This is a genomic window from Thermoflavifilum thermophilum (assembly GCF_900116565.1).
In the GTDB taxonomy this organism is placed as follows: domain Bacteria; phylum Bacteroidota; class Bacteroidia; order Chitinophagales; family Chitinophagaceae; genus Thermoflavifilum; species Thermoflavifilum thermophilum.
On sequence record NZ_FPCJ01000001.1, the window covers coordinates 1,383,423 to 1,410,125 of the forward strand.

19 protein-coding genes and 1 tRNA gene are annotated in these 26,703 nt (G+C 49.0%); 15 read left to right on the plus strand and 5 right to left on the minus strand.

All coding sequences use genetic code 11. The features are described 5' to 3' along the window. The first annotated feature begins 72 nt into the window (after nucleotides 1-72). The 3 genes from feoB (at nucleotide 73) to BM367_RS05970 (ending at nucleotide 4,817) form a co-directional block, all read left to right on the plus strand. On the plus strand, nucleotides 73-2,193 hold the full coding sequence (feoB, locus tag BM367_RS05960; RefSeq protein WP_092458914.1) for a ferrous iron transport protein B: 2,121 nt from the start codon (nucleotides 73-75) through the stop codon (nucleotides 2,191-2,193). Nucleotides 2,194-2,348: 155 nt separating this feature from the next. Next, nucleotides 2,349-4,646, plus strand: a complete 2,298-nt coding sequence (recQ, locus tag BM367_RS05965; RefSeq protein WP_092458916.1) for a DNA helicase RecQ — start codon at nucleotides 2,349-2,351, stop codon at nucleotides 4,644-4,646. Nucleotides 4,647-4,744: 98 nt separating this feature from the next. Further along, nucleotides 4,745-4,817, plus strand: a tRNA-Phe gene (locus BM367_RS05970). Between the two features lie 93 nt (nucleotides 4,818-4,910). On the opposite strand, the gene BM367_RS05975 is transcribed toward BM367_RS05970, so the two are convergent. Together BM367_RS05975 and uvrB are read right to left on the minus strand one after the other, a co-directional pair. Then, on the minus strand, nucleotides 4,911-6,320 hold the full coding sequence (locus BM367_RS05975; RefSeq protein WP_092458918.1) for an ammonium transporter: 1,410 nt from the start codon (nucleotides 6,318-6,320) through the stop codon (nucleotides 4,911-4,913). Nucleotides 6,321-6,507: 187 nt separating this feature from the next. Beyond that, nucleotides 6,508-8,541 carry an excinuclease ABC subunit UvrB gene (gene uvrB, locus BM367_RS05980; protein WP_092458920.1) on the minus strand — a complete coding sequence of 678 codons (2,034 nt, stop codon included), beginning with the start codon at nucleotides 8,539-8,541 and terminating at the stop codon, nucleotides 6,508-6,510. A gap of 133 nt (nucleotides 8,542-8,674) precedes the next feature. Here uvrB and BM367_RS05985 point away from each other — a divergent pair, with 133 nt between their 5' ends. From BM367_RS05985 to BM367_RS05995, 3 genes are all read left to right on the plus strand, one after another. Then, nucleotides 8,675-9,517 carry a hypothetical protein gene (locus BM367_RS05985; RefSeq protein WP_092458922.1) on the plus strand — a complete coding sequence of 281 codons (843 nt, stop codon included), beginning with the start codon at nucleotides 8,675-8,677 and terminating at the stop codon, nucleotides 9,515-9,517. A 100-nt stretch (nucleotides 9,518-9,617) separates the two neighbouring features. Then, nucleotides 9,618-10,142 (plus strand): DUF5606 family protein, encoded by a 525-nt coding sequence (locus BM367_RS05990; protein ID WP_092458924.1) that lies wholly within the window; start codon nucleotides 9,618-9,620, stop codon nucleotides 10,140-10,142. A 5-nt stretch (nucleotides 10,143-10,147) separates the two neighbouring features. Next, nucleotides 10,148-11,872, plus strand: a complete 1,725-nt coding sequence (locus tag BM367_RS05995; RefSeq protein WP_092458926.1) for a M3 family oligoendopeptidase — start codon at nucleotides 10,148-10,150, stop codon at nucleotides 11,870-11,872. 16 nt (nucleotides 11,873-11,888) lie between these two features. On the opposite strand, the gene BM367_RS06000 is transcribed toward BM367_RS05995, so the two are convergent. Both BM367_RS06000 and BM367_RS06005 read right to left on the minus strand, forming a co-directional pair. Next, the gene (locus BM367_RS06000; RefSeq protein ID WP_092458928.1) at nucleotides 11,889-14,114 is read right to left on the minus strand and encodes a hypothetical protein; all 2,226 of its coding nucleotides are present in this window, start codon (nucleotides 14,112-14,114) and stop codon (nucleotides 11,889-11,891) included. Between the two features lie 139 nt (nucleotides 14,115-14,253). After that, a complete protein-coding gene (locus tag BM367_RS06005; RefSeq protein WP_245759912.1) occupies nucleotides 14,254-15,303 on the minus strand; it encodes a COX15/CtaA family protein in 1,050 nt (349 codons plus the stop codon). 67 nt (nucleotides 15,304-15,370) lie between these two features. Between BM367_RS06005 and BM367_RS06010 the strand changes: the two genes are divergently transcribed. The 6 genes from BM367_RS06010 (at nucleotide 15,371) to obgE (ending at nucleotide 21,181) form a co-directional block, all read left to right on the plus strand. Beyond that, the gene (locus BM367_RS06010; protein ID WP_222842576.1) at nucleotides 15,371-16,009 is read left to right on the plus strand and encodes a ribonuclease HII; all 639 of its coding nucleotides are present in this window, start codon (nucleotides 15,371-15,373) and stop codon (nucleotides 16,007-16,009) included. A gap of 67 nt (nucleotides 16,010-16,076) precedes the next feature. Then, nucleotides 16,077-17,585 (plus strand): RNA polymerase factor sigma-54, encoded by a 1,509-nt coding sequence (gene rpoN, locus BM367_RS06015; protein ID WP_092458932.1) that lies wholly within the window; start codon nucleotides 16,077-16,079, stop codon nucleotides 17,583-17,585. Nucleotides 17,586-17,587: 2 nt separating this feature from the next. After that, entirely contained in the window at nucleotides 17,588-18,286 is a 699-nt protein-coding gene (locus tag BM367_RS06020) for a hypothetical protein (RefSeq protein ID WP_092458934.1), read from the plus strand. Nucleotides 18,287-18,435: 149 nt separating this feature from the next. After that, a complete protein-coding gene (gene recA / locus BM367_RS06025) occupies nucleotides 18,436-19,437 on the plus strand; it encodes a recombinase RecA (protein WP_092458936.1) in 1,002 nt (333 codons plus the stop codon). A 118-nt stretch (nucleotides 19,438-19,555) separates the two neighbouring features. Beyond that, nucleotides 19,556-20,176, plus strand: a complete 621-nt coding sequence (locus BM367_RS06030) for an adenylate kinase (RefSeq protein ID WP_245759913.1) — start codon at nucleotides 19,556-19,558, stop codon at nucleotides 20,174-20,176. A gap of 12 nt (nucleotides 20,177-20,188) precedes the next feature. After that, nucleotides 20,189-21,181, plus strand: a complete 993-nt coding sequence (obgE, locus tag BM367_RS06035; protein ID WP_092458938.1) for a GTPase ObgE — start codon at nucleotides 20,189-20,191, stop codon at nucleotides 21,179-21,181. 90 nt (nucleotides 21,182-21,271) lie between these two features. On the opposite strand, the gene BM367_RS06040 is transcribed toward obgE, so the two are convergent. Continuing rightward, nucleotides 21,272-22,609 (minus strand): peptidoglycan DD-metalloendopeptidase family protein, encoded by a 1,338-nt coding sequence (locus BM367_RS06040; protein ID WP_245759914.1) that lies wholly within the window; start codon nucleotides 22,607-22,609, stop codon nucleotides 21,272-21,274. Between the two features lie 230 nt (nucleotides 22,610-22,839). Here BM367_RS06040 and BM367_RS06045 point away from each other — a divergent pair, with 230 nt between their 5' ends. Genes BM367_RS06045 through BM367_RS06055 form a run of 3 tightly spaced genes read left to right on the plus strand, consistent with a single transcriptional unit; the run spans nucleotide 22,840 to nucleotide 26,637 of the window. Next, the gene (locus tag BM367_RS06045) at nucleotides 22,840-24,672 is read left to right on the plus strand and encodes a BamA/TamA family outer membrane protein (protein WP_092458942.1); all 1,833 of its coding nucleotides are present in this window, start codon (nucleotides 22,840-22,842) and stop codon (nucleotides 24,670-24,672) included. Nucleotides 24,673-24,730: 58 nt separating this feature from the next. Continuing rightward, nucleotides 24,731-25,816: a DUF4271 domain-containing protein gene (locus tag BM367_RS06050; RefSeq protein ID WP_092458944.1), complete on the plus strand. Its 1,086-nt coding sequence runs from the start codon at nucleotides 24,731-24,733 to the stop codon at nucleotides 25,814-25,816. Between the two features lie 26 nt (nucleotides 25,817-25,842). Continuing rightward, nucleotides 25,843-26,637, plus strand: coding sequence for a uroporphyrinogen-III synthase (locus BM367_RS06055; RefSeq protein ID WP_092458946.1), 795 nt, complete (start codon nucleotides 25,843-25,845; stop codon nucleotides 26,635-26,637). Nucleotides 26,638-26,703: the final 66 nt, after the last annotated feature.

The following is a 26,703-nucleotide window of genomic DNA, read 5'->3' on the forward strand; positions in this document are numbered from 1 at the left end:
CAGTGAATTTTCCGATTGGCTTCATGCCCAGCAAGAATAATCCATAGCTTTGCAAATTCCTGGTAAAAGGGCATGAGCGAAACGGTCAGCATAGTATTGGTTGGGAATCCCAACTCCGGAAAGACATCCCTGTTTAATGCACTTACAGGCCTGAATCAGAAGGTGGGGAATTTTCCCGGGGTAACGGTTGATAAAAAAGCAGGCTATACCCGGCTGGACCATCGGCTGGAGGCCAAGGTGGTAGATCTTCCCGGTACTTATAGCATTTATCCCAGAAGTGCTGATGAGTGGGTCACCTTTGATGTGTTGCTGAATCCACGCAATCCGGACCGGCCAGATATCGTGATTTGCCTGGCCGATGCCTCCAATATCAAACGCAACCTGCTTTTTTGTTCCCAGATTATTGATCTGAATATTCCGGTGGTCATTGCCCTGACGATGATGGATATTGCCCAGCAAAAGGGTATCCGCATTGATGTGCCGGCGCTGGAGCTGGCTTTGGGTGTGCCGGTAGTGCCCGTGAATCCCAGAAAAGAGAAAGGAATCACTGCCTTAAAAAAGGCCTTAGCTCTCACAGCTGCAGGTCAGTACAAACCACCGGCCGGAGATTTTATTCCTATCAGAGACCTGGCTCCTGGTTTAATTTGCAAAACACGAAAATATGTGGAAGTCAGGAGTGATTATGCGGCTCTGCTGGTGGCAGCACATCACGAACAGCTCAAATTCCTGAATGGTGGCCAACGGTTGGCTTTGATGAATATCCTGGCAGAAGAGCAGTTTAACCGGGCCCGGGTGCAGGGTGAAGAAATCATGCAACGCTATCAGCGGATTGCCCAGATCATGACCCAGGCCGTGGTAATGGATGATCCTCGCCGCAAAAAACTAATTACCGAACACATTGATCAGGTATTGCTGCACAGGTTCTGGGGATATGTCATCCTGTTGGCCGTGTTGTTTCTTCTGTTTCAAAGCATTTTTTGGTTGGCCCAGTACCCCATGGGTTTGATTGAACAGGCATTTACCTGGGTCAGTACCTGGCTCAGCGATGTATTGCCTTCGGGTTGGTTTAGCGATTTGCTGATCAATGGCCTTGTGGCCGGATTAAGTGGGATTGCCGTCTTTGTGCCCCAGATCATGATTTTGTTTGGTCTCATCACCATTCTGGAAGATACGGGCTACATGGCGCGTGTCAGTTTCCTCAGCGACCGGCTGATGCGGCAGGTGGGGTTGAATGGCAAGTCGGTCATGCCACTTATCAGCGGTTTGGCCTGTGCAGTACCCGCCATTATGGCAACCCGCAACATTGAAAACCAGAAGGAAAGGCTCATTACCATTCTGGTTACACCTCTGATGAGTTGCTCCGCCCGCCTACCCGTGTATATCGTACTGATTTCGCTGGTCATTCCCGATCGGTACCTGCTCGGATTTTTAAGCTTGCAGGGCCTGGTGATGATGGGTTTGTACCTGCTCGGATTTTTTACAGCGCTAACAGTAGCCTGGGTGATGAAACATCTCATTCACCTGAAAGAAAAAAGTTATTTTATCCTGGAATTGCCAGTTTATCGGTCGCCCCGGTGGAAAAATGTGTTCATTACCATGGTCCAGAAGGCCCGGATTTTTGTGACCGATGCAGGCAAGGTGATTATGGTCATTTCGTTGATTTTATGGATGTTGGCCTCCTATGGTCCCCACCGCCAGATGGAACAACTAAAAACCCATTACACCCGGCTCATGGAGCAGCAGCCCCAGCAAAGGGATGCACTCGAAATAGAATACCAGGGGCAGCGGCTGGAGCATTCCTATGCTGGCATGCTGGGACATATCATAGAGCCCGTGATTCGTCCGCTGGGATTTGACTGGAAAATCGGCATTGCTCTGATTACCTCCTTCGCAGCCAGAGAGGTGTTTGTAGGCACCATGGCTACTCTATACAGCGTGCAGGGTGGCAAAGATGCCGATCGTGATACACTTCGCCAGAAATTGGAGCAAGCTCGCCGGCCAGATGGCACCAAAGTATATACACTGCCGGTTGGACTCTCCCTGATGATTTTTTATGTATTTGCTATGCAATGCATGAGCACACTGGCTGTGGTGAAAAGAGAAACCAAATCCTGGAAATTTCCTTTGATACAGCTAGCCTACATGACTTCCCTGGCTTATGTAGCCAGCTTCATCACCTACCATATTTTTTGATAGTTTCTAATCAACTTGCTTTTGCTCAGATATTCTTTCAGGCAATTGCTTGACTATTTTAGCCGATTTCTGTAACTTCGTGTGCGCTTTTAAATAAATAAAAAGCATAATTTGTTTCTGGGTATTCTTCCAGGAATATCCGAATTCACAGGAATATGGGTAAAAGAACAGTGAAAGTTCACGCCGTGCAGGAAGCCGTTACAGAGGATTTTTCCAAACCATCTTCCACCTCAGCCTCACCCGATCAGGATTACCGGGAAATTACCTCAAGTGAATATCTGCATGCTCAGCTGAAACGCCATTTTGGCTTTGATTCCTTTAAAGGCAATCAGGAAAAAATCATTCGCAGCATTTTGTCGGGCAGGGATACATTTGTGATCATGCCCACAGGTGGTGGCAAATCGCTTTGCTACCAGCTTCCGGCGCTAATCAGTCCGGGCTGCGCCATTATCGTGTCACCACTTATTGCCCTGATGAAGAATCAGGTGGATTTGATCCGCTCCTACAGCAGCAAGGATCATGTAGCGCATTTCCTGAATTCCACCCTTTCCAAAACCGAAATCAGGCGAGTAAAGGCCGATCTTGCATCCGGCAAAACCAAGATGCTCTATGTGGCGCCTGAAACCCTAACGAAGGCCGACAACCTCAGTTTTTTCCGGGAGCTGCAAATTTCCTTTTTTGCGGTGGATGAAGCCCACTGTATCTCGGAATGGGGACATGATTTTCGGCCTGAATACCGGCGTCTGCGGGAAATGATCAACGCCATCAACGATCAGCTGCCCGTGATTGCCCTTACCGCCACGGCTACACCCAAGGTGCAGAGCGATATTTTGAAAAACCTGGAACTCAAAAACCCCAACATATTCATCTCTTCCTTCAACCGTCCAAACCTGTATTATGAAATCCGTCCCAAACGCAAAAAAGATCAGACGCTGAAGGAAATTGTCCGCTTCATCTTACAGCACCGGGGCAAAAGTGGAATTATTTATACCCTCAACCGCAAAACCACGGAAGAAATTGCCGATATGCTGGTGGCCAACGGCATCCGAGCTGTGGCCTATCACGCCGGACTCGATGCGGCTACCCGCACCCAGCGGCAGGATATGTTCCTGATGGAAGAGGTGGAAGTGATTGTGGCGACCATTGCTTTTGGTATGGGCATTGACAAGCCCGATATCCGGTATGTGATTCATTATAATATTCCCAAAAGCCTCGAAAACTATTATCAGGAAACAGGTCGGGCCGGGCGCGATGGATTGGAAGGTAAATGCATTTGCTTTTATTCCCACCGGGATATACACAAGCTGGAACAGCTGATGCGCGATAAGCCCCTTAGCGAGAGAGAAATGGGGGCCCAGCTGATCAACGAAATGGTTGCTTATGCAGAAAGTGCCGTGTGCCGGCGAAAATTTATCCTGCACTATTTCGGAGAACAATTTGAAGAGGAAAACTGCGGGCATTGTGATAATTGCCTGAATCCAAAAGAAAAAATTGAAGTCAAGAACCGCGTAGTTATTGTCTTACGAACCATTCAGGCATTGAACGAACGGTTTGGTATCGAATACCTCGTGGATGTCATTTGTGGAAAGGCAACCCCCCAGATCACTACCTACCGGCACGATGAGCTTGCTGAATTCGGCAGCGGAAAAGAACACGATGCGCATTTCTGGAATTCCCTCATCCGCCAGATGATGCTGGAAGGCTTGATTGAAAAAGATATTGAAGAATATGGCCTGCTAAAAATCACGGAAAAAGGCAGGCAGTTCCTGTCGCATCCTTATCCCATTTATTTTTCCCTTAACCATCAGTTTGATGAAGATGAGGGTGATGAGGATGATATGCCCACAGGTCCTGGTGCGGTAGATCCCGTGTTGTTTGAAATGCTGAAGGATTTAAGAAAAAAAGTAGCCAAAGAAAAAGGACTCCCGCCATTCGTGGTATTTCTGGAAACCTCCCTCGAAGATATGGCCACCCAATATCCCACCACGCTGGAAGAACTGGAACGCATTCAGGGGGTGAGCAAGGGTAAAGCCATGAAGTTCGGGAAGCCTTTTGTGGAAATGATTCAGAAATATGTGGAAGAACATGATATCGAAAAGCCCGATGATTTTGTGATGAAGAGTGTGGTGAACAAAAGCGGGTTGAAGGTTTTCATCATCCAGAATATTGATAAAAAAATTCCGCTGGAAACCATTGCCCGTTCAAGGGATCTAACCTTATCCCAGCTGCTTGACGAAATGGAAACCATCGTAGCCAGTGGTACACGGCTGAATGTAGATTACTGCATAGATGAGGAGCTGGACGAATATGCCAAGGAAGAAATCATGGAATATTTCAAACATTGCGAAACTTCCAGCCTGGAAGCTGCTCGGGAAGCCTTGAGTGATGGCGACTACACAGTGGAACAGCTCAAACTCATGCGGATCAAATTCCTGAGTGAATACGGAAATTAAAAATTTGGGAGAGCACTTGGCACGGAAAGGAAAATCCTTATTTTTGCGGCCACCAATTGCAACGCCAGCTGTCTGATCAGCAGGCGGTTTGTGGACAAGGTGCGGTAGCTCAGTTGGTAGAGCAGAGGACTGAAAATCCTCGTGTCGGCGGTTCGATTCCGCCCCGTACCACATCTTCCGATGTATTACCATCTGGTTTAGCTTTTTAACAAAAAATCCCGGCATCATAGCCGGGATTCATTTTTCTATGAAAGGTCTTGTGTTTTACAAGCTTTCATCATGCTGACTGATATCCAGGCCCACTTCTTCGTCTTCTTCTTTCACCCGTAACGGATAAATCCAGTTGATGAGTTTAAAAAGCAGCCAGGACACACAGAAAGCATAAACAACGGCTATACACATGCCCAGCAGTTGATGCAGGAAAAAGCTGGTGCCTCCATACCAGAGTCCGTCATTGCCGGCTGGATTGATTTTTTTGCTGGCGAATACGCCGGTGAGGATCATACCCACAATTCCCCCTAATCCATGACAGGGAAACACGTCAAGGGTATCGTCGATGGATGTTTTGCTCTTCCAGTGAACGGCCAGGTTGGAAATCACAGCTGCTGCAAACCCGATGAAAATACTCTGCGGAATGCCTACATAACCTGCTGCCGGCGTGATGGCTACCAGCCCTACTACGGCTCCGATGCAGAATCCCAGTGCCGAAGGCTTTCTTCCCCTCATGGCATCGAAAAATATCCAGGCCAACCCAGCAGCAGCTGAAGCTGTATTGGTGGTGGCAAATGCGCTCACGGCCAATGAACTGGCGGTGAGTGCCGACCCCGCATTAAACCCAAACCAGCCAAACCAGAGCAATCCTGTACCCAACAGCACATACGTGATCCGGGCTGGCTTGGTAGGCTCTCCATACTGATGCACTTTTCTGGGTTTTAACACCAGAGCACCTGCCAGCGCTGCACAACCTGCAGAGATATGCACGACTGTGCCCCCGGCAAAATCCAGTACGCCTAATTTGTACAGAATGCCATCGGGGTGCCAGGCCCAATGTGCCAGCGGTGCATATACAAACAAACTAAACAAGATCATGAACAATACGTAGGCTGTAAACCGAATCCGCTCGGCCGTGGCACCTACCACCAGAGCCGGTGTAATGATGGCAAACTTCATCTGAAACAGGGCGTAAAGCAAAAGCGGAATGGTAAGTACAATCTGACCGTTGACGCCCAATGTGGGTGCATGTCCATTGATACCATGAAAGAAAGCATAGCTCAACGGATTGCCAATCAGGCCATGCCAGCTGGTACCAAAAGCCAGGCTAAATCCGCACACCACCCAGAGCACACTCATCAGCCCGGTGGCGATAAAGCTCTGCAACATGGTAGAAATCACGTTTTTCTTACTCACCATGCCACCGTAGAAAAAGGACAATCCGGGCGTCATCAGCAATACCAGTGCGGAGGCTATCAGCATCCATACTATATCAGCCGTCTGATAGGCCGGCTGCCCAGAAAAATCGGCCACAACGGGAATAAAAATTCCCACGATGGCAATCGCTCCCAATACCAGGAAAGGCATGGCAGCAGCAAGTCCGCTGTGTTCATGTCCCCGGGCGCTTACGATAGGTTCTCTTTTCCGGGACGGGGACGCTATTTCTTCTGCATACTCTAGCATACTTGAAGATTTTAAATTAGAAAAAAATAAATTTGAGTTTGTTTACGCAAATCTATTTTTAATTTTTGTTTTATTCAACAAATACAATAGATATTTTTTTTAATAATATATTTTCCAATAAAGCCTTCTATACAGAAACCTTTTATTCAAAGGCTACATTGTGGGAGGGATGAACGAAAGCTGAAGCTTATTTGCGGGCGTTTTGTTTTTGTTGGAGGGCAAAAAGCTGATCCCGCAGCCGGGCAGCTTCCATGAAATCCAGTTCACGTGCGGCCTTCTCCATGGCTTTTTTAAGGGTGCGGATGCGTTTTTCCAGCTCGGCAGGGGAGAGATATTCTGCTTCAGGTTCGGCTACGGCCTGAAGGGGCACTTGTTCAGGAAGCTCCGTATCAGCAGGTGTTTTATCTTCGCGGATGTCCAGTACAGAGGTTTGTTCCAGAATCTGGCGCACGGATTTTTGAATACCACGGGGGGTGATGCCATGTTGCTGGTTATAGCGGATTTGCTTCTCTCGGCGGCGATTGGTTTCGTCAATGGTTTTCTGCATACTTTCCGTGATGGTATCGGCGTAGAAAATCACCAGCCCATTCACATTGCGTGCTGCACGGCCTGCTGTCTGGGTCAGGGAAGTCTGGTTACGCAGAAAACCCTCCTTATCAGCGTCTAAAATAGCCACCAGGGAAACCTCGGGCAGGTCAAGCCCCTCCCGCAGCAGGTTCACACCTACAATCACATCTATCTTTCCCAACCGCAGTTCCCGGAGGATTTCCACCCGTTCCAGGGTATCAATTTCGCTGTGGATATATTTGGACCGGATTTGCAGTCGCTTGAGATAAGTATCCAGCTCTTCGGCCATGCGTTTGGTGAGCGTGGCCACCAGGACGCGTTCTCCTTTTTTTACCCGTTTGTCAATTTCATCCAGTAAGTCATCAATCTGGTTCTGGCTGGGACGCACTTCTATGGGAGGATCCAGCAATCCCGTAGGGCGCACCACCTGTTCCACCACCACGCCTTCACATTTTTCCAGCTCATATTCACCGGGTGTGGCACTCATGAAGATTACCTGATTCATAAGGCTTTCGAATTCCTGGAAGTTAAGCGGGCGGTTGTCCAGTGCCGATGGCAGGCGAAATCCATATTCCACCAAGGTGAGCTTGCGGGAGCGGTCGCCACCATACATGCCGGCTACCTGCGGAATGGTTACGTGGCTTTCATCAATCACCATCAGATAATCTTTCGGGAAATAGTCCAGCAAGCAGAAAGGACGGGTACCGGGTGCACGGCGGTCGAAAAACCGGGAGTAGTTTTCAATGCCATTGCAATAACCTAATTCCCGGATCATTTCCAGGTCATAGTTGACCCGTTCCTGCAGGCGTTGGGCTTCAATATATTTTCCCTGGGATTTAAAATATTCCACTTGTGCAGCCAGCTCATCCTGAATTTCCTGGAGGATTTGCTGGAACTGATCCCGCGGAGCCAGATAGAGATTGGCGGGGAAGATGGCCGCATTTTCCATGTCCAGCAGGCGTTTGCCAGTTTGCAGGTCAAATTGTTCGATGCTTTCTATTTCATCTCCAAAGAAAATAATCCGCAAACCAAAATCGGCATAGGGCGGATAAACTTCCACCGTATCTCCTTTCACACGGAACGAGCCCCGGGTAAATTCTACTGTGGTGCGATTATACAATGCCTCTACCAGGTTACGCAGAAAAGCACTCCGGCTGATTTGTTGTCCTTTGTGGATGCGGGTAATGCTGCGTTCATATTCGGCTGGGTTACCTATGCCATAAATACAACTCACACTGGCTACCACAATAATGTCGCGCCGGCCGGAGAGCAAGCTTGAAGTCGCCTTTAGCCGCAACTTGTCCAGCTCTTCATTAATCGAAAGGTCTTTTTCGATATAAGTATCGGTAACCGGGATATAAGCCTCAGGCTGATAATAGTCGTAATAGGAGACAAAGTATTCCACAGCATTTTCGGGAAAAAACTGCCGGAATTCGCCGTACAGCTGGGCTACGAGGGTTTTATTATGGGTAAGGACCAGGGTGGGTTTTTGCACATGCTGGATGACATGAGCAATGGTATAGGTTTTTCCCGACCCCGTAACCCCTAAAAGCGTTTGAAATTTTTCCCCCCTGCGTATCCCTTCGGTGAGCTGAGCAATGGCTTCCGGTTGATCGCCGGCCGGCGGATAGGGAGAAACCAGCTTAAACGGCATATTGTAAAATTAGGGATTCTGAAAAACACAGGTAAGTAAAAAATAGCGACTCCTTTAACTAATTTTTTTGTTAAAAAAATTTTATATAGGTTAAATTTGAATAGTTAGTCACTTCAATTTAAAATCTTCTGTCATGAAAACTTTAAAATCTTCCTTTTACCCTTACGTGTTTATACCTCTTTTTGCCGGGCTCATCTTCTCCTTCTCCGGCTGTCATAAAGGAACCCTGCAGAATCAGACACCCAGTCTCGATACCCGAAGTATTCCTGAAGTCCTTTATGGAGCTTATTTGGGGGAATTGCGTTTACCCGATCAAACCACTACCGAAATCCTGAATGGTGGATCCACGGTGCGTTTTCATTTCCCCAAAGGGATCTATTTGGTGGGAACGGATTCTACGGGTCAGATCCGGATGCTTACCGAGACAGACTATACCTGTACGGGTACCTGTACACAGGGATGTGATGTATTTTATATCCCGGGGCATTTCGGATGCAGCCAGTGTGAACCTGGCACCATCAGCTGCACGGGACATAGCAGCAGCCTGGCGGGTCTGAAAGCTTATGGATTTGTGGACCTGAAACAGGGTATTCATTTTGTGAAAGATACGCAGGAAATCCATTCTTTATTCGACCCGCCGAATGGGTTATTTGACATCCCGGCAGTACGTCAGGCGATGGAACAATTTAACATACAAAATTATGGACGGCCTCAGCCCGATTTTTCCCGTCGGTCTGCTTACCGGGAGGTGGCTGTCAATTTGTTTGGCTGCCTGGTTACCTATCTGGTGCCCCAAAGTGGTCAACTGCGTTCGGACGTGGCTGCTGATCAGTTAATTGACGCCTCGTTCTGGTATTGCCATTGTGATGAAGGAGATGCGGGTTGTACGCTGGAAAGTGGGTTGGGGTATAAAATGTGTAAAAATGGCGGCTGCACTTCCTGCCGCATGCACGTGGATGAACAGTCGCTGGACTGAGTTTTTTGGCCTTAACCTTTTAAGCCTCATTTTCTCGGGAAGTTTTGCGAAACATCCGGGTAGTGCTACTTTTGCAACGTAACATACATAAAACAGGTAAATGATGGCGTATAAAGATATTGTTTCCATCAGTGGCTTACCCGGATTATACGAAATGGTGTCCAGCAAGGCTGAAGGTGGGATCGTTCGTTCACTGGAGGATCGCACGACCCGCTTTGTGTCGGCCCGGCAGCATCGGTTCACGCCCATTGAAACCATTGAGGTGTTTACCACAGGTGCCAACGTGCCTTTGCAGGAGGTGTTTAAAGCCATGCAGCAGCATGAAGACAAGCATCCGGTGCCGGATGGATCAAAGGCTGATGAAAAAACATTACGGGATTATTTCGACCAGGTATTTCCTGAACTTGATGACGACCGTGTTTATTTCAGCGACCTGAAAAAAATGGTGCGCTGGTATGCCCAGTTAAGGACCCATGGCCTACTGCAGTTTGATACAGAACCTGCTCAGGCAGAAGCTGCACAGGAAGCTGCACAGGCTCTGGCTGCTGAACAGCCGCTATCCACCGCCGAAGAAGAAAAAAATCCACGCAAAACTTCCCGTTCCCGCAAGAAAAAAGAATCCTGATCCGGATGAAACCAGTGGAGCTTACTCCTCATACCCGGCATTACCTGCCGAAAGATTTCCGATTGACTGCCCTCAGCAGCATCCAGCCTTATTTGCAAGAGCTGGAAACCCGTGATTTGGATAGCCTGCATGCGCTGCAGCAATGGCTGCGCGACCTGAGCGAGTTGGAGGCCGCAGTGGACGAAGACATCAGCTGGCGGCAGATCCGGGTGAGCCAGGATACGGCCAATCGGGAATATGAAGAGGCCTACCGGCAATTTTACCAGGAAATGGCTCCCATCCTGCAGGAATATGCCCAGCGGTTCAGAAAAAAACTCGTCAGCTGCCCGTTTGTGGATCAGCTGGATGAACGGATGTTCGGACCGTTTTTGCGGCAAACCCGCAATGCGATAGCCCTGTTCCGCCCAGAAAATATTCCCTTGCAGACGGAGCTGGCCATGCTCCAGCGAAAATACGGACAATATACCGGTTCCCTCACGGTAGAACTGCAGGGGCAGGAGCTCACGCTGCCGCAGGCGGCTCGTTTTTTAGAGCAGTCCGATAGGGCTTTGCGGGAAGAAGCGTTTGTACAAATCGCCCGGGCCCGGTTGCGTGTGGTAGATCAGCTCGACGAGTTATTCGACCAGCTGATCGAGAAGCGACACCAGCTAGCCGTGCGGGCGGGTTTTCCCGATTATCGCGCCTATCGCTTCCGTGAGCTGAACCGATTTGATTATACCCCGACAGACTGTGAGGCTTTTCATGAAGCTGTGGAAAAACATCTGTTACCGCTGGTAGCCCGCATCCAGGAGAAAAAGCGGCAAGAGCTGGGCCTTTCCGTTTTACGACCCTGGGATGTGGATGCCACGCCCCCCGGCATGGAGGCTTTACATCCTTTTGAAACCACGGATGAGCTGATTGCCAAAACCCTGCAATGCCTGGACCGGGTGGATGAATCATTCAGTGGCGTATTGTATGCCATGCAGCAGGCCGGCCGGCTGGACCTGGAGAGCCGGAAAAACAAGGCTCCGGGTGGATTTAACTGCAGCCTGGCCGAAACCGGTCTGCCCTTTATTTTCATGAATGCTTCCGGCCAGTGGCAGGATGTGGTAACGTTGATCCATGAAACCGGCCATGCCGTGCATGCGGTGCTTACACATGACTTGCCGCTGCAGGCTTTCAAGGAATATCCCATGGAAATAGCCGAGCTGGCCAGCATGAGCATGGAGCTGTTTTCCATGCACGCCTGGGATGTGTATTTTCAGCAATCTGCCGACGTAAATCGTGCACGCCGCCAGCAATTGGAACGAATCATCACCCTGCTGCCCTGGATTGCCACCATCGATGCGTTTCAACATTGGATATATACTCACCCCCATCATAGCCGTGAAGAACGGAAGCAAGCCTGGCTGCAGGTGCTGGATAGATTTTCTACGAAGCAGGTCGACTGGTCGGGCTGGGAACATTACCGGGCTGTGAGCTGGCAAAGACAATTGCATTTGTTCGAGGTGCCCTTTTACTATATCGAATACGGCATTGCTCAGCTGGGTGCAGTAGCGCTCTGGCGCGCATTTACCCAAAATCCCAAACAAACTATTTTGCAATATACACAGGCACTTCGCCTTGGCAATACCCGTCCGCTGCCCGAACTGTACCGAGAGGCCGGCATCGCCTTTGATTTTTCACCTGCCTATATCCGTACACTTGCCAGCTTTCTGGAAGCTGAGCTGGAAAGCGTGTATGCTGAATAGCCATCCAACCCATCCATCACTCGTTCAAGGCTCGCATCAGTTGGCGCAAAGCCGCCTGGTTGGATTTATTATACAAAGCCTGGTGGATATCCTGTTTTTCACGGGTGGTGAGATGCCAGTTCAGCGGAGCAGATTGCTGGTGAGACTGGGGAATATATTGAAATACGATATGTTCAAAAGGCACGGTGAGAAAATGCCGGGCATAGCTGATCATGTCATTTTGATAATAATCTTGAAAATGATCCCAGTTTTTCTGAACAGTAAACAGTGGCTCCAGCAGCATATCGCGCAAATCTTTTTGCTGTGCCACAGGTGAAAGCGTATCACGTGGATTATCGCGGATTTGCAAAAAAATAACCCGGCTGGTATGGGTGTTGACCCAATCGCGAAACACATACAAAAAACGCAAACTCATTTCCTGCCCGTAATTATCTCGCAATCCTGCATCCATGACGTCGATAATCGGGCGGGTGGGCAAATACACATTGGGTAAAATATAAGGGAAGGTGGCACTCATGCGCAGGGCATTGGTAAATAATAATTTCTGTGGATGCTGGGCGGCAAAATAAGTCATAAAGTCAATGGCATCAATGACACGGTGCAAGGAATCAATGCCGGCGGGCATGCGTGGATAGCAAAGGTAGCTCATGTGCTGAGGCGATATCAGCAGGCATCGTCCGTCTGCCGTAATGGTCGCAGTAATCAGCAGCAAAGGAATCAAACCATCGGATTCTGGTTTCTCATAGTCCGCCAGAGATTTCTCCAGCACGCCTCCGGTATTCAGGTTCAGCTGCTGTTCAAAGGCATATCCTCTGTCTTTGGCGTACCGGTTGCTGTCGATGGTGAAAAATTGAAAAAAAGAGAAATAGTCATTTACGGCATAATAGGACAGAATGGCGTTCAATAAATCTCTGGCAATATTGTCCACATACTGGTGATCGTATAGATTGACGGAATGGCTGGTACGGGCACGCAGATAAAGCTCCCGGAAATAAGCTGCACCCAGCATACCCCCCGACGCACCGGTTATGAATACGGTATGTTTCATGAGCTGCCCTTTGCTCAGGCTATCCGCATGCAGTAGCACTTCCATAGCCCAGGTAGCGGCCCGGCTGCCCCCACCGCTTACATTCATGATCACCAGAGGCGGTTTTTCGGTTGCCTGCCGGTGATACCATCGGTTCAGGATTTGCAAGGTGAGGTTTGCATCCTGTTGCGCTCTTTGCGGAGTGAAAAGGCTGTCGAAAGTTCGTAACTGATAGGCGGGGCGCAGGCTGCGATAACGGTAATCAAGTCCATATGCTTTGCTGCGGGTATCAATCACATCCAGTTTAATAAGCAGATTAACCAGCAACAGCAGCCCTGCTGCAATTGGCAATGCCCAGCTCCCAAAGAAATAGCTAAAAGCACCCAGAATGCCCATCAATACAGTTAAAAACAACAGGATACTGCTACCGGCTGGAATGCGAAATACCGGTAAACTGATGAGGTAGCTGAGCATGATCATCAGCACGAAAGCAAATAGGATGGAAAGCACCGCCGCAAAATGATGCTCCCGGAAAATGGATGCCAGAAACAAAGGGTCGTAATGCGAAACATCACGAGCCCGGCGAATTTTAAGTGGGCTGTTAAAATAATATTTCACGGGCAGGGCTTCTTCATCGCGATATTCTTCTTTTTTCAGTACCTGCGCCAAAATCTTGCGCGGGCCTCCCATTCTGCGCTGGAGAGATTTTAAGATCGTACGATCAGCATTAAAAAAGTAGAAAAAGGAAATAAACACAACCAGCAGAATGCCTAAAGTGTACCCTTCGATGAAAAAGCCAATCGTGGGCCAGTCGGCCAATTCTTCATACCGTTGATACGCCACCATTTTCCAGATAGTATAGGCGTAAAACAGCACGGGTATGAAGGCATTGTTCAGGCAGTATTTGAAAAAGGGTTGTGTGGTAGTGGCAAGAAAACGAAAGCGTTTGCTATGAAGGATGAACGTGGTGATGTTCCACGACATCATGAATGTACCTGTGGTGACGCCCAGAATTAAAAATCCGTAGAAGCTAACCTGGCCAAGATATTCCGGGTCGAGAAACAAAGTATGGGCGCCAAAAGAACGCGCAAAATTTCCCCCCACCATGGCAAAAAGCATTACCCAGATAAGCAGCAATAAGGGATAATGACGAAGGTGCAGCAAGGTGAGTTGCACAGGGAAAAAACGATAAAACACTATGTTCCATTTCTTCATGCTGCCGGAAGTGGTTCAGGAAACAGAAATATAAATGCTTTTCGCGTAAAATTATCAATTGGACGATGCTGTTTCTCTGGCAGATGTTTGGGTTTGGGCAGGGATGCTCCCCTTGCCTAACATACACAAGCGGATAAACCTACGCAGGTTTTTGGCTGATGAAAAACATCCAGATCAGCGATAGCAGCAAAAGCATTCCTACAAACTGATGGCTGACGGCCAACGCTATGGGAATATGCACATGGCTGTGGGTAACCGTCAATATACCTAACAAAATTTGCAGGCAAGCTATTCCAAACGGCAGCCAGCTTGTACGGCGCAAAAGGCTGCCGGCTGGCGACTTATGAGCTTTCCAGCCTATGACCAACAACAGGATAAACAGCACATAAGCCAGCAGGCGATGAATAAATTGCACGGTAATGACATTATTGACCAGATTGCTAAACGGTGGTTTTTCCCTCCACAAACCGGGTGGAATAGCATAACCGTTGATATCAGGCCAGGTAGGGGCAGCCATGGCTGCATGCAGGCCAGCCATGAAGGATCCGTAAGCCAGTTGTGCAACCAACACGGCTACACTCACCCACAGCCATACTCGTAGTGATTTTGCCGGAAAACATTGTTGCCGGCGTACCAGCAGCAAAAGAGCGAACCAAAAGGTATAAACCAGCAACACCATGGCCGTCAAAAAATGAATGGCCAGCTTGATGTGATTCACGCGCGTATGCTCGCCTGTCAATCCGCTTTTCACCATGATCCAGCCCACTAATCCCTGCAGGCCTCCCAGCAGGAACAAGATCACCAGAGGCCCCACCATGCCGCGGGTAAACCGGCGCTGTACCAGAAAAATCACAAATCCAGCAATAAATACCACACCCATGGCTCTTGCCCAAAGGCGATGCAGCCATTCCCAGAAATAAATTCGCTTAAAATCCTGCAGCGTGAAATAACGGTTTTCCAGTTGATATTGAGGTGTCTGCTGATATAGGTGAAAAGCTTTTTCCCAGGTTTCGTGTGAGAGCGGTGGAATTGCGCCCATGATGGGATCCCATTCTGTGATGGAAAGGCCCGATCCGGTGAGCCGGGTAACCCCGCCCAGCCAAACCTGCCCCATGATCATAAACACACCCACCAGCAGCCAGATAGCAACAGGCCGGGTGCGGGCATTGACAAGCATATCTGTTGACATGCAGCAAAAATAGGGAGTTCTCCGTGAGCAGGGTAAAATGCTCAGCTGAATCCGTTAAATTGCCGGTGTGAATCCATCTTCTCGTTTGTTGCCTTGTTATCAGGACGAAGGTGTGGAAGCAGGCTGTGATGAAGCGGGTCGCGGATGCCTGGCCGGTCCCGTGTTTGCTGCGGCCGTCATCCTGCCCGCGGGTTTTTATCATCCCCTGCTGAATGATTCTAAACAACTCCGTCCTTCCCAGCGGGAAGAACTCAGGCAGTACATCGAAAAGCATGCCCTTTCATTTGCGGTGGCTGCCGTGTCGCCGGAAGAAATTGACCGCATCAACATCCTGCAGGCTTCATTCCGGGCTATGCATCTGGCTGTTGATCAGCTACGGATACGACCGCAGCGCCTGCTCATCGACGGGAACCGCTTTATACCCTATGCGGATATACCACATGTTTGCATAGTAAAAGGCGACAGCCGATACGCACCCATCGCTGCTGCATCCATATTGGCCAAAACCTACCGTGATGCCTGGATGATGCACCTGCACGCACAATATCCAGAATATGGCTGGGACCGCAACAAAGGCTATCCCACAACCGCTCACCGGCGAGCCATTCAGCAACTGGGTTTAACTCCCCATCACCGCAGAACCTTCTCTCCCTGTATGCCGCAATTGTTTATGGCGGCCGATGATTCGCAACCACAGGAATCCTGAATGTTATTATTTTTGCTTCAGGCTGCTATCAGATCTAATTTGCCAGGCAATAAATATTGGCCGTATTATGCTTAGACAAACGCAACAGCAAAAATTATTGCAGAAACTCTCCCCTCAGCAGATTCAGCTCATGAAACTGCTGCAGATACCTACGGCCAATCTGGAAGAACGTATCAAACAGGAAATCGAAGAAAATCCGGCTCTGGAATTTGGTGATGACGGGTATGCGGAAGATACACCCCTGGATGAACCCGAACCCTTGACAGATGAAACCGAAATCCATGAAGAGGATCAGGAGCTGTATGAAGAAGAACCGGACGGGAGCGAAGATGAATATGAAAATATCGATGTTTCGGAATATCTGATGGATGATGATGACGTGGCAGATTACCGCCTTCGGGATGATCATTATCCAGAAATGGATGAAACCCGCACCATTCCCATCCGTGTGGAAACCTCCTTTCAGGATTATCTGCTCGATCAGCTGGGCATGCTACCGCTGGATGAACGTCAGCAACAGATAGCCCGCCAGATCATCGGCAGTATTGACGATGATGGTTATCTCCGGCGGGAAGCTTCGGCCATTGCCGACGACCTGTCGTTTTCCCAGAATATCATCACCAATGCACAGGAGGTGGAACAAATCATTGCCATGGTGCAGAGTTTTGATCCACCAGGTGTATGTGCCCGCAACCTCCAGGAATGCCTATTACTTCAGCTTAAACGAAAACCATCCGACGATCCGCTGGTGAAGCATGCACAAACCATACTAACCGATTATTTTGATGCTTTCATCAAAAAGCATTACGAAAAAATTCAGCGGGGAATGGGGCTGAAGGACGACGAGCTGAAAGCGGTGATTCAACTCATTACCCATTTGAATCCCAAACCGGGCAATAACTTCGCTCCGGATAACAAGGCCGAAAGCTACATTGTTCCGGATTTCTTCATCCTCAATAACAACGGCAAGCTCGAACTTACCCTCAATGCCCGCAATGCGCCTGATCTGCGCATCTCCTCCGAATATCGCGACATGCTGCGGGATTATGAGAAAGGAGCCAAAAAAGACAAACGGCAACGGGAAGCCATATTGTTTATCAAGCAAAAAATTGATGCGGCCAAATGGTTTATTGACGCTATCAAGCAACGCCAGCATACCTTGCTTACCGTGATGCAAACCATCATGGACTATCAGCAGGATTTCTTTCTGACCGGTGATGAAACCCAGTTGAAGCCCATGATTTTGAAAGATATTGCCGAGCGTACCGGCCTGGATATTTCCACGGTATCGCGGGTTGCCAACAGCAAATACGTGCAAACCGAATATGGCACCTATCCGCTGAAATATTTCTTTTCAGAATCCTTGCCAACTGACAGCGGCGAGGAAGTATCCACCCGCGAAGTGAAAAAAATCCTGTTGGACCTGATTGAAAATGAAAACAAACGCAAGCCCCTCAGCGACGAAATGCTAACGCGGCTGTTGCAAGAAAAGGGATATAACATTGCCCGCCGCACCGTAGCCAAATACCGCGAACAGCTCAACATTCCGGTTGCCCGTTTGCGCAAGCAGCTTTAATTATGGATCAGCCACACGCATTGACGCCATTTTCTTCATCCGGTGACACACAGCCCGAAAAGCCGTTTCAGGCATCCCCCCTGTTGCGCGCAGCAGCCATGGTGGTTTCCGTTATTTTTCATCCGCTATGGATGCCTTTTGCTGTGAGCGAATTTTTGCTCTGGGTGCACCGTTATGAATTACCGCAGCTCGATGCCTATACGCATTTCCGGGTGATGAGTTCCATTTGTGTGAATACGCTTATTTTACCCCTGGGCACCCTGCTGTTGCTAAAGGCCACCGGCTTTGTGCAATCCATCCAGCTGCACAGCCGGCAGGAGCGCATCGTGCCCTACATGGCCATCATGATTTTTTACTGGTGGGTGTATCGGGTGTTTGCCTTTGATCAGGCTTTTCCCAGGGTTCTACAACCTTTTTTACTGGGCAATTTTATCGCGATTATACTGGTTTTTTTGTGCAATATTTTTTTCAAAATCAGTGCCCATGCCACGGCGGCGGGAAGTATTCTGGCGGTCATGATTCTGTTGGGCAGAGATCCTTACCTGAATCCAGCATTACCCGTCATGGGAGCTGTGTTGCTGTCGGGATTGGTACTCACCAGCAGGCTCATTGCAAATGCCCATCAGCCACTGGAAGTATATACCGGTTATGCAGCAGGCTTTATAAGCCAGATGCTGGCCGTTATCTGGTTGTCCAGATAAGGGCGCATTTTCATTGCGTAGCACTCCTGCAAATTTGCAGGCGATATACACATGGGAAACATCGAAAAGCTATTTCTATGCATTTTCCTTTCAATTTATGTAATTTCGGAACGTACAAATTTTTGACAACCTGATAATACCTCAATACCATGGCAGAAACAAACGAAAAACTGAAAGCCCTGCGCCTCACGATTGACAAGATTGAAAAAGATTTTGGCAAGGGAGCCGTGATGGTGATGGGTGAAAAAGCCGACAGGCAAATAGAAGTGATTTCCACCGGCTCGCTGGGACTCGATCTGGCATTGGGTGTGGGCGGATTTCCCCGTGGCCGAATCATTGAAATATATGGTCCGGAAGCTACCGGGAAAACTACGATAGCCATTCATGCTATTGCCGAAGCCCAAAAGAAAGGCGGTATCTGTGCCATTATTGATGCCGAACATGCTTTTGACAGCAGCTATGCCCAAAGGCTGGGTGTAGATGTGGACAATCTGCTGATTTCCCAGCCCGATTACGGAGAGCAGGCATTGGAAATAGCCGACCGGCTGATTCTGTCAGGCGCTGTGGATGTGATTGTAATTGATTCGGTAGCTGCCTTGGTGCCCAAAGGAGAGCTGGAAGGGGAAATGGGCGATAGCAAAATGGGCCTGCAGGCCCGCCTGATGAGTCAGGCTTTGCGCAAACTAACCGCTACCATCAGCAAAACAAACAGCTGCTGCATTTTCATCAACCAGCTGCGCGAAAAAATCGGCGTCATGTTCGGCAACCCGGAAACGACTACCGGGGGCAATGCCCTCAAGTTTTATGCATCCGTTCGCCTTGACATCCGGCGCATCAATCAGATCAAGGACGGCGAAGAAACCATTGGCAACCGGGTCAAGGTAAAAGTGGTGAAAAACAAAGTAGCTCCCCCCTTCAAACAGGCTGAATTCGATATTATCTTCGGCCAGGGAATTTCCAAAGCCGGTGAAATCATTGACCTGGCTACCGAATTGAATATCCTGCAAAAAAGTGGTTCCTGGTTCAGCTATGATGGCAACAAGCTGGGACAGGGCCGTGATGCAGTGCGCCAGCTGCTGCAGGATAATCCGGAATTAATGGCCGAGCTGGAACAAAAAATCCGCGCAGCCGCGATGGGGGAAAACAAATAAACGGGTTTGGAAATTTTAAAATTATCACCGTTTTGTTTGAAATTATCTCATTCCGGCCTTATTTTGCTCAGGCTTCACTATTTTTGACCGGATTTTTTTTACACGATGAATAACTGACATGCTGTTTAATCTGATTTTATTTGGCCCGCCCGGGAGCGGAAAAGGCACGCAAAGCCAGTTAATTATTGATCACTACCAATTTACCCATCTGAGTACGGGCGACATGCTCAGAAGCGAAATCGAGCGTCGTACGCCACTGGGGCTGGAGGCTAAGAAGTTTATGGATCGTGGCGCATTGGTGCCCGATGAAGTGGTGATTGCCATGATCAGCTCCCGGCTCGATGCCAGCACAGGTACCAAAGGATTTATCTTCGATGGATTTCCCCGCACTACTGCCCAGGCCCGGGCTCTGGATAAATTGCTGGCACTGAAATCTACTGCCATTCATCTGGTATTGCTGATGGAAGTGCCAGAGGAAGAACTCATCAAGCGTTTGTTGCTGCGCGGCCAAACCTCGGGCAGAAGCGATGATGCCAGCGAAGAAATCATCCGAACACGGATTGCGGAATATTACAATAAAACCTCTCCTGTGGCCGATTACTATGCCCAGCAGCATAAACTGCAGGCCATACAGGCTGTGGGCACGGTAGAGGAAGTTTTCAACCGCATCAGGCAACAGATTGACAAGCGATTTGCGGAGCTCACCTCTCATCCGGTGTCTCCGGATCAACGTTCCTAAAGCTGCACCGCTTTGGATAAGCAGAATTTTGTGGATTACATCCGGGTCTATTGCCGATCGGGTAAAGGCGGGGATGGATGTGTGCATTTTATGCGCCTGAAATACCAGCCTAAGGGTGGGCCTGACGGCGGTGACGGTGGCCGGGGCGGGCATATCATCCTGAAAGGCAATGCCCAGCTCTGGACCTTGCTGCATCTGCGCTGGAAAAAGCATATAGTGGCAGGCGATGGAGAGCCCGGCAGCAAAAATAATCGCAAAGGCAAAGACGGACGCGATGTGGTGATTGAAGTGCCTTTGGGTACGATTGCCAGAGATGAACAAACCGGCCAGGTGGAAGCCGAAATCCTGGAAGACGGGCAGGAATTAATCTGGGTCCCCGGTGGCCGGGGCGGGTTGGGCAATGCACATTTTGCCACACCTACTCGCCAGGCACCTGAATTTGCACAGAAAGGTGAACCGGGGCGGGAAGGATGGAAGATTCTGGAACTCAAACTCCTGGCCGACGTAGGCCTGGTGGGTTTCCCGAATGCAGGAAAATCAACCCTGCTGGCTGTACTTTCGGCTGCCAAACCTGCCATTGCCCCTTATCCCTTCACCACCCTGCAGCCCCAGCTGGGCATGGTGGCTTATCGCGATGGCAAATCATTTTGTATGGCCGATTTACCCGGCATCATCGAAGGAGCTGCCGAGGGCCGGGGGCTGGGCTTACGCTTCCTCAGGCATATTGAGCGAAATGCTGTCTTGTTGTTCGTCATCCCAGCTGACAGCCCGAATCCTCTCGCCGATTGGCAGATCCTTGTGCACGAGCTGGAAAAGTACAACCCGGAACTATTGCACAAACGCAAGGTGATTGCCATTTCCAAATCAGATCTGATCAGCGAGATGCAGGAAATACAAATCAGACAGCAGTTCCCACCTGAAATTCCGCTGGTTGTCATCTCGGCGCACCAGCAAAAAGGGTTGCAAGAGCTGAAAGATGTGCTCTGGCAGCAATTGAACGTATAAGCCTGTCCAGAAGAAGAAAATTTGCTTTTGCACTTGGGTTCATGACCTCATAAAACCTGATGGTTTGCTCCCATTGAAGCTGTATCAGCTTCATCCCTGTGGTACAGAGTGCGAAGCGGCAGCGGTAACAGTGACCGAGTCGGCTCCGGGCAGGCTGATCTGATTTAAAACAGCCAGTTGTTTTTCTACCCAGGAGCTAAACTCCTGTTTTTCGCTTGCAGGGACGGGGTTTGCAGCCGGGAAATGTTGCTTCAACGGATCTACTTCCACCCCGTTTTTCCAGAACCGGTAACAAACATGCGGGCCCGTAGCCAGTCCCGTATGCCCCACATAACCAATCACCTGTCCCTGATGCACGTATTGCCCCACACGTACAGCCCTGCGGCTCATGTGCAGATACTGGGTTGTGTACTCCGCATTGTGGCGGATTTTCACATAATTGCCGTTGAAGCGGCTGTAGGTGGAAGCAATCACCACACCATCGCCGGTAGCCAGAATGGGTGTGCCTTCCGGAGCTGCGTAATCGGTACCCAGATGAGCTTTCCAGACATGCTGAATGGGATGAAACCTGTTTAAAGAGTATCGTGAAGTAATCCGGAAATATTTCAGCGGTGCTTTCAGGAAAGCTTTTCGCAGGCTTTTGCCATTTTCATCATAATAATTGCCCTTGCCTGTGCTATCCTGCGGATAGTAAAAAGCAAAAAACTTTTCTCCTCCGTGATAAAATTCTGCCGATAAAATTCGGGCAGGGCCAATGGATTGACCCTCCACAAAATTTTCGCGATACACAACTTTAAACCAATCACCCGGCTGGATACTGAAAAAGTCAATCGTCCATGCATAAATCTCAGCCATCATCTGGGCCAGAGCCGGACTGGCATGCTGATCGTCGAGCGTCTCGTACAAAGAACTTTGAATCACACCCGAAACGGTCTGGATTTTGGAAGTAACCGGAAAATCGCCCGCATAAGATTGTTCGGGATGCTGCAGGTTCAATACCACGTAATGAATCGGGTTGGGTTGGTAAACAAAATAAAGCGGAATATGCTGCGTAGTATCCGATGAGAAGAAGAGCTGATAGCTATCACCAGCCCTGATTTGCCTGGGATTGAAAATGGAATCGGTTTGCTGGCGGATTGCCAGGATTTGGACGGGTGTAAGGCCATAACGGTTGAGGATGGTGGAAAAAAATTCATTCCGCTGAATCGTAGCGGAAACAATGCGGAATGAATCTACCGGCAGGCCAAAACGCATCACAGGAACGGCCTTTACTTGTTGCAAAGCTGTGGAATCTGCTGGCAATTTTTTTCCTGGGTGAAGGGTTTTCATGTTCACGTATATGGCTATGGCTAAACCTGCAATCAGGGCAATGATCATGACCCAGAAAAACCGGGGGGATAATGGACTGGACTTGCGCTCAAACTTCATTCCCGAATCTGTTTTAAATTTATTAAATCATGTTCAAACCGTACAACCCGTATGTCTGTGTGCACACATGAAATAATACAGATACCTGCCGGCTGGCAGGTCTGCCTGAAAAAAGGCATATTTTTCACAAATATCGCAAACAACGCCGGCGCATCAGAGAAATAATTTAAAAGGAAAGTTAAAAAACTCTTTTTTGAGACTTTTTCACTGAGAAGTTCGAATCATATTCCATGCAAAGCAAGCCATCCTGCATATTTCATCCATTAATGGGTATATGGCTTAGTATCTGGCTCCTGGTACCCGGTTTTATCAGGGGGCAGGAAAACCGGCTGGTGGTTTATCCGGTGGATAGCTCCGCTGCCCGATGGATAAAAAATGCCTATATACCGGTATTTGCTGACACAAACACCCGCGGGCAATATCTCGCTGAATGGCTCACCCGGTTGCGTGAATCGGGCTACTGGGGGGCTTCTGTGGATAGCGTGCGGCAGGATAGCACAACCCTTTTTGTGTGGTTATATCTGGGGCAGGCCTATCGCTGGGGACAAATCAGGCAGGGCAATATCCCTGATTTTCTATGGAAACAGGCTCGACTGCCACTCATCGTACGCAACGCTGAAAACGAGGTGGAAGCCGCCCGCCAGGCATGGCTCCACTATTACGAAAACAATGGCTATCCTTTTGCAACGGTGGCTATTGACAGCCTGCAGGTGCAGGATAGCTTGCTGTCGGGTATCTGGCACGTGGAGCCGGGCCCTTTGATTATCATCGATACCCTTATTCAAGAAGGCACGGCCCGTCTTTCTCCATCCTATCTGGCATATTTGCTGGGCATCAAGCCTGGTGAATTTTACCGACAGCAAAAGCTCGAGGCTATAAATGCACGCATTGCAGGCGTGAATTTTCTGCAGCAGACGCGTCCCTGGTTTCTGGAATACAGGCAGCGGCATGCGGCTCTGCATGTAACGCTGGATGCCAGAAAATCCAATCAGATTGACGGATTGCTGGGATACGAACCGGCTTCCGCTCAAAATGCATCAGCTCTTGGGCCGGGCACCAACAGCAAGGGTAGGCTGGTAGGGCAGCTGACACTCCATCTGGTCAATAGTTTTCATACAGGCGAAGTGCTGGACATGCACTGGGAGCAATTGCAATATGCTTCCCCCAGGCTTAATCTGGCAGCAGGGGTGCCAACCTTGTGGGGAACTGCCTATGGACTTTCCGGACAATTCAGCCTTTTCCGAAAAGACAGTTCTTACCTTCAGCTAAATAGCCGCTTGGGAATATCCTACGAGCCTATTCCCGGAACAGGTTACCGGATGTATCTGCAGCAAAGCGTAACCCATTTGCTGAGTGTAGATACCGAAGCCGTTAAAATCAGCCATCAGCTTCCGGCCTATGTGGATCAGCAGGAAACGCTGCTGGGATTTGGCTGGACAGGCAATCATACCGATCGATCCCTGAATCCCCGGAAAGGCATTGTCTGGGAAATAGATGCGGAGTTTGGGAAAAGAAAGATCATTCCAAACGGGGATATCCTGCAACTGCACGATCCGGCTGATTCGTCATTTTCCTTTGCCAGCCTGTATGCCGCCCTGCCATCAGGCAGTTTTATCTATAAGCCTTATCTGCGGCTGGTGTACTACAGGCCCCTGGGCAGATATGCAACCTTGCGCAGCATGTGGCAGGGAGCCGGTATCTGGGGCACGAAAATGTTCCTCAATGAATTGTATCAGATCGGAGGAGCTGAATTGCTCAGAGGATTTGATGAACAAAGCATATATGCTTCGCAGTATCTGGTGTGGAGCCTGGAATATCGCTATCTGATCGGTGAGGAGGCTTATGTTTTCGGTTTTAGTGATAATGCTTATGTGTATCAGCAGTACATGACGGGTTCGCAGCAATTGCACGCCTCTGATTGGCCAACTGGATTGGGCCTGGGCATGGCTTTCCCGACCCGGGTTGGATTTTTCAGGTTCAGCTGGGCGATTGGCAGAAGGAAGGGAAGTCCGTTTGATATCCAGCGATCGCGCATTCACTTTAGCTATATCAATTCTTTTTGAAAAAAAACCTATTTGCCGCACAGGCAGCTTTGATGGGAGCTTAATACATTTGCGAAGCATGTGGTTTCGGTTTTTGATATTCTTTTTTGTATGTGACGGGGTATTGCTGGTGCAATTGGGGAAAGCACAGCAGGTGTTTGTTCCGTCCGATTCCGGCCAAAGTGTGCACATAAGGCCCGGGCCTGGGATGGTCAGGTCTGATTCACTTAATTTATCGGCTCATGCTATTCCATCCATTTCGCGGCCCGATAGTTCTTCGCATGCCCAGCCTGGAGCTGTTTCAACTTTTGACAGCCTGCAAGCCAGGCGAGTGGCCGACAGTTTGCGGCGCGACAGCCTCCGGCGGGCGGCGGCAGCCATTCGTTATCATGAGTTGGCCTATATGCAATGGTTGGATTCTGTATGGACCCATCAACAGCTTTTTCGGCATCAGGATTATCCCGTTTGGCAGGTTGCTCCCCTCAGACACAGAAACTTTGCTGCTGAACAGGAGGATGACTGGCTTTTTTATTTATGCGTAGGTTATTTGTTTTTGCTGGGATTCATCCGATCAGGGTTCTATCCTTATTTTCATCATGTATTTCAGGCCTTTTGGCATCCGGTGATGGCCAGCCGCAAATTGCGGGAACAATTGATGCAGACGCCTTTTCCCGGCTTATTGATGAATCTGTTTTTCGCCCTTAGCATGGGTATTTATCTCTTCCTGGTGCTGCGGTATGTACATTACACGACACAACACCAGATTTACCTGCTGGTAGCGGCTCTGGCTGCACTTGTGGGGATTATTTACCTGGTAAAATATCTGATTCTTCAGTTCAGTGGATGGGTATTCGGAGTCAGGGAGCTCACTGCAGGTTATGCATTTGTGCTGATGCTGGTGAATAAGGTATTGGGTGTGGCCCTGGTGCCTTTTGTGTTGCTTCTGGCTTTTGGTACGGGCTGGATGCAGGATGTAGCTTTGCACCTTTCGCTGGTGCTGATAGCTGCATTGTTTGTGTACCGCTACGTTTCATCCTATGCATGGGTGCGGCAGTACATGGTTTTCAGCAGATTCCATTTTTTTCTTTACCTTTGCGCATTCGAAGTAGCGCCGGTACTTATCATGGCTAAAATCATACTGGAGTGGCTGCATGGCGGGTTTTAAGAGAACCCCAAAATTAAACGGAGCTTATGACGAGTAAAACAGGGCAATCCAACCAGGTTCCAGCAAAAAAAATTCGGCGTATCCTGATCTCTCAACCCAAGCCTGAAAGTGAGAAATCCCCCTATTTTGATCTCGCGAAGAAATATGGAGTGGAAATTGACTTTTATCCATTTATCCGGGTAGAAGGCATTTCCGCCAAGGAATTCCGCAAGCAGAGAATTGACATCCAGCAATATACGGCTGTTGTCTTTACCAGCCGTAATGCAGTAGATCATTTTTTCCGTATCTGCGATGAACTGAAGATCAAGGTTTCCCAGGATTGCAAATATTTCTGTATCACGGAAGCCGTAGCCCTGTATCTGCAGAAATTCATCCTGTACAGGAAGCGCAAGGTGTTTTACGGGGCCGATGGTACAACCAAAAGCTTGCTGGATGTGATTGCCAAGCATAAACAAAATGAAAAATTCCTGCTTCCCTGCTCAGATCAGCACAGAAAGGACATCGAAGAATATTTTCAGCAAAACCGCTGCGAGTTTGCTACGGCTACCCTGTATCGTACCGTTCCCAACGATGTCAGGGAAGTGCTGGCCAAAGGCTATGATGTAATTGTATTTTTTAGTCCAGTCGGAGTAAAAGCCTTGCTGGAAAGCTTTCCGAAATTTGAACAGAATGGTACCTATATAGGTGCATTCGGCACAACAACTTCTCAGGCCGTTGAAGAGGCTGGCCTCAGGCTTGATATCCGAGCACCTCTGCCTGAAGCTCCTTCTATGGTATCGGCACTCGATCTGTACCTGCAAAAGATCCATCCCAAAAAATAGCAAATGCTGTAAAATCGCAGCCTCCAGGCGCATACCATTTTCCTTTTTTCTACGTTAATATCATAA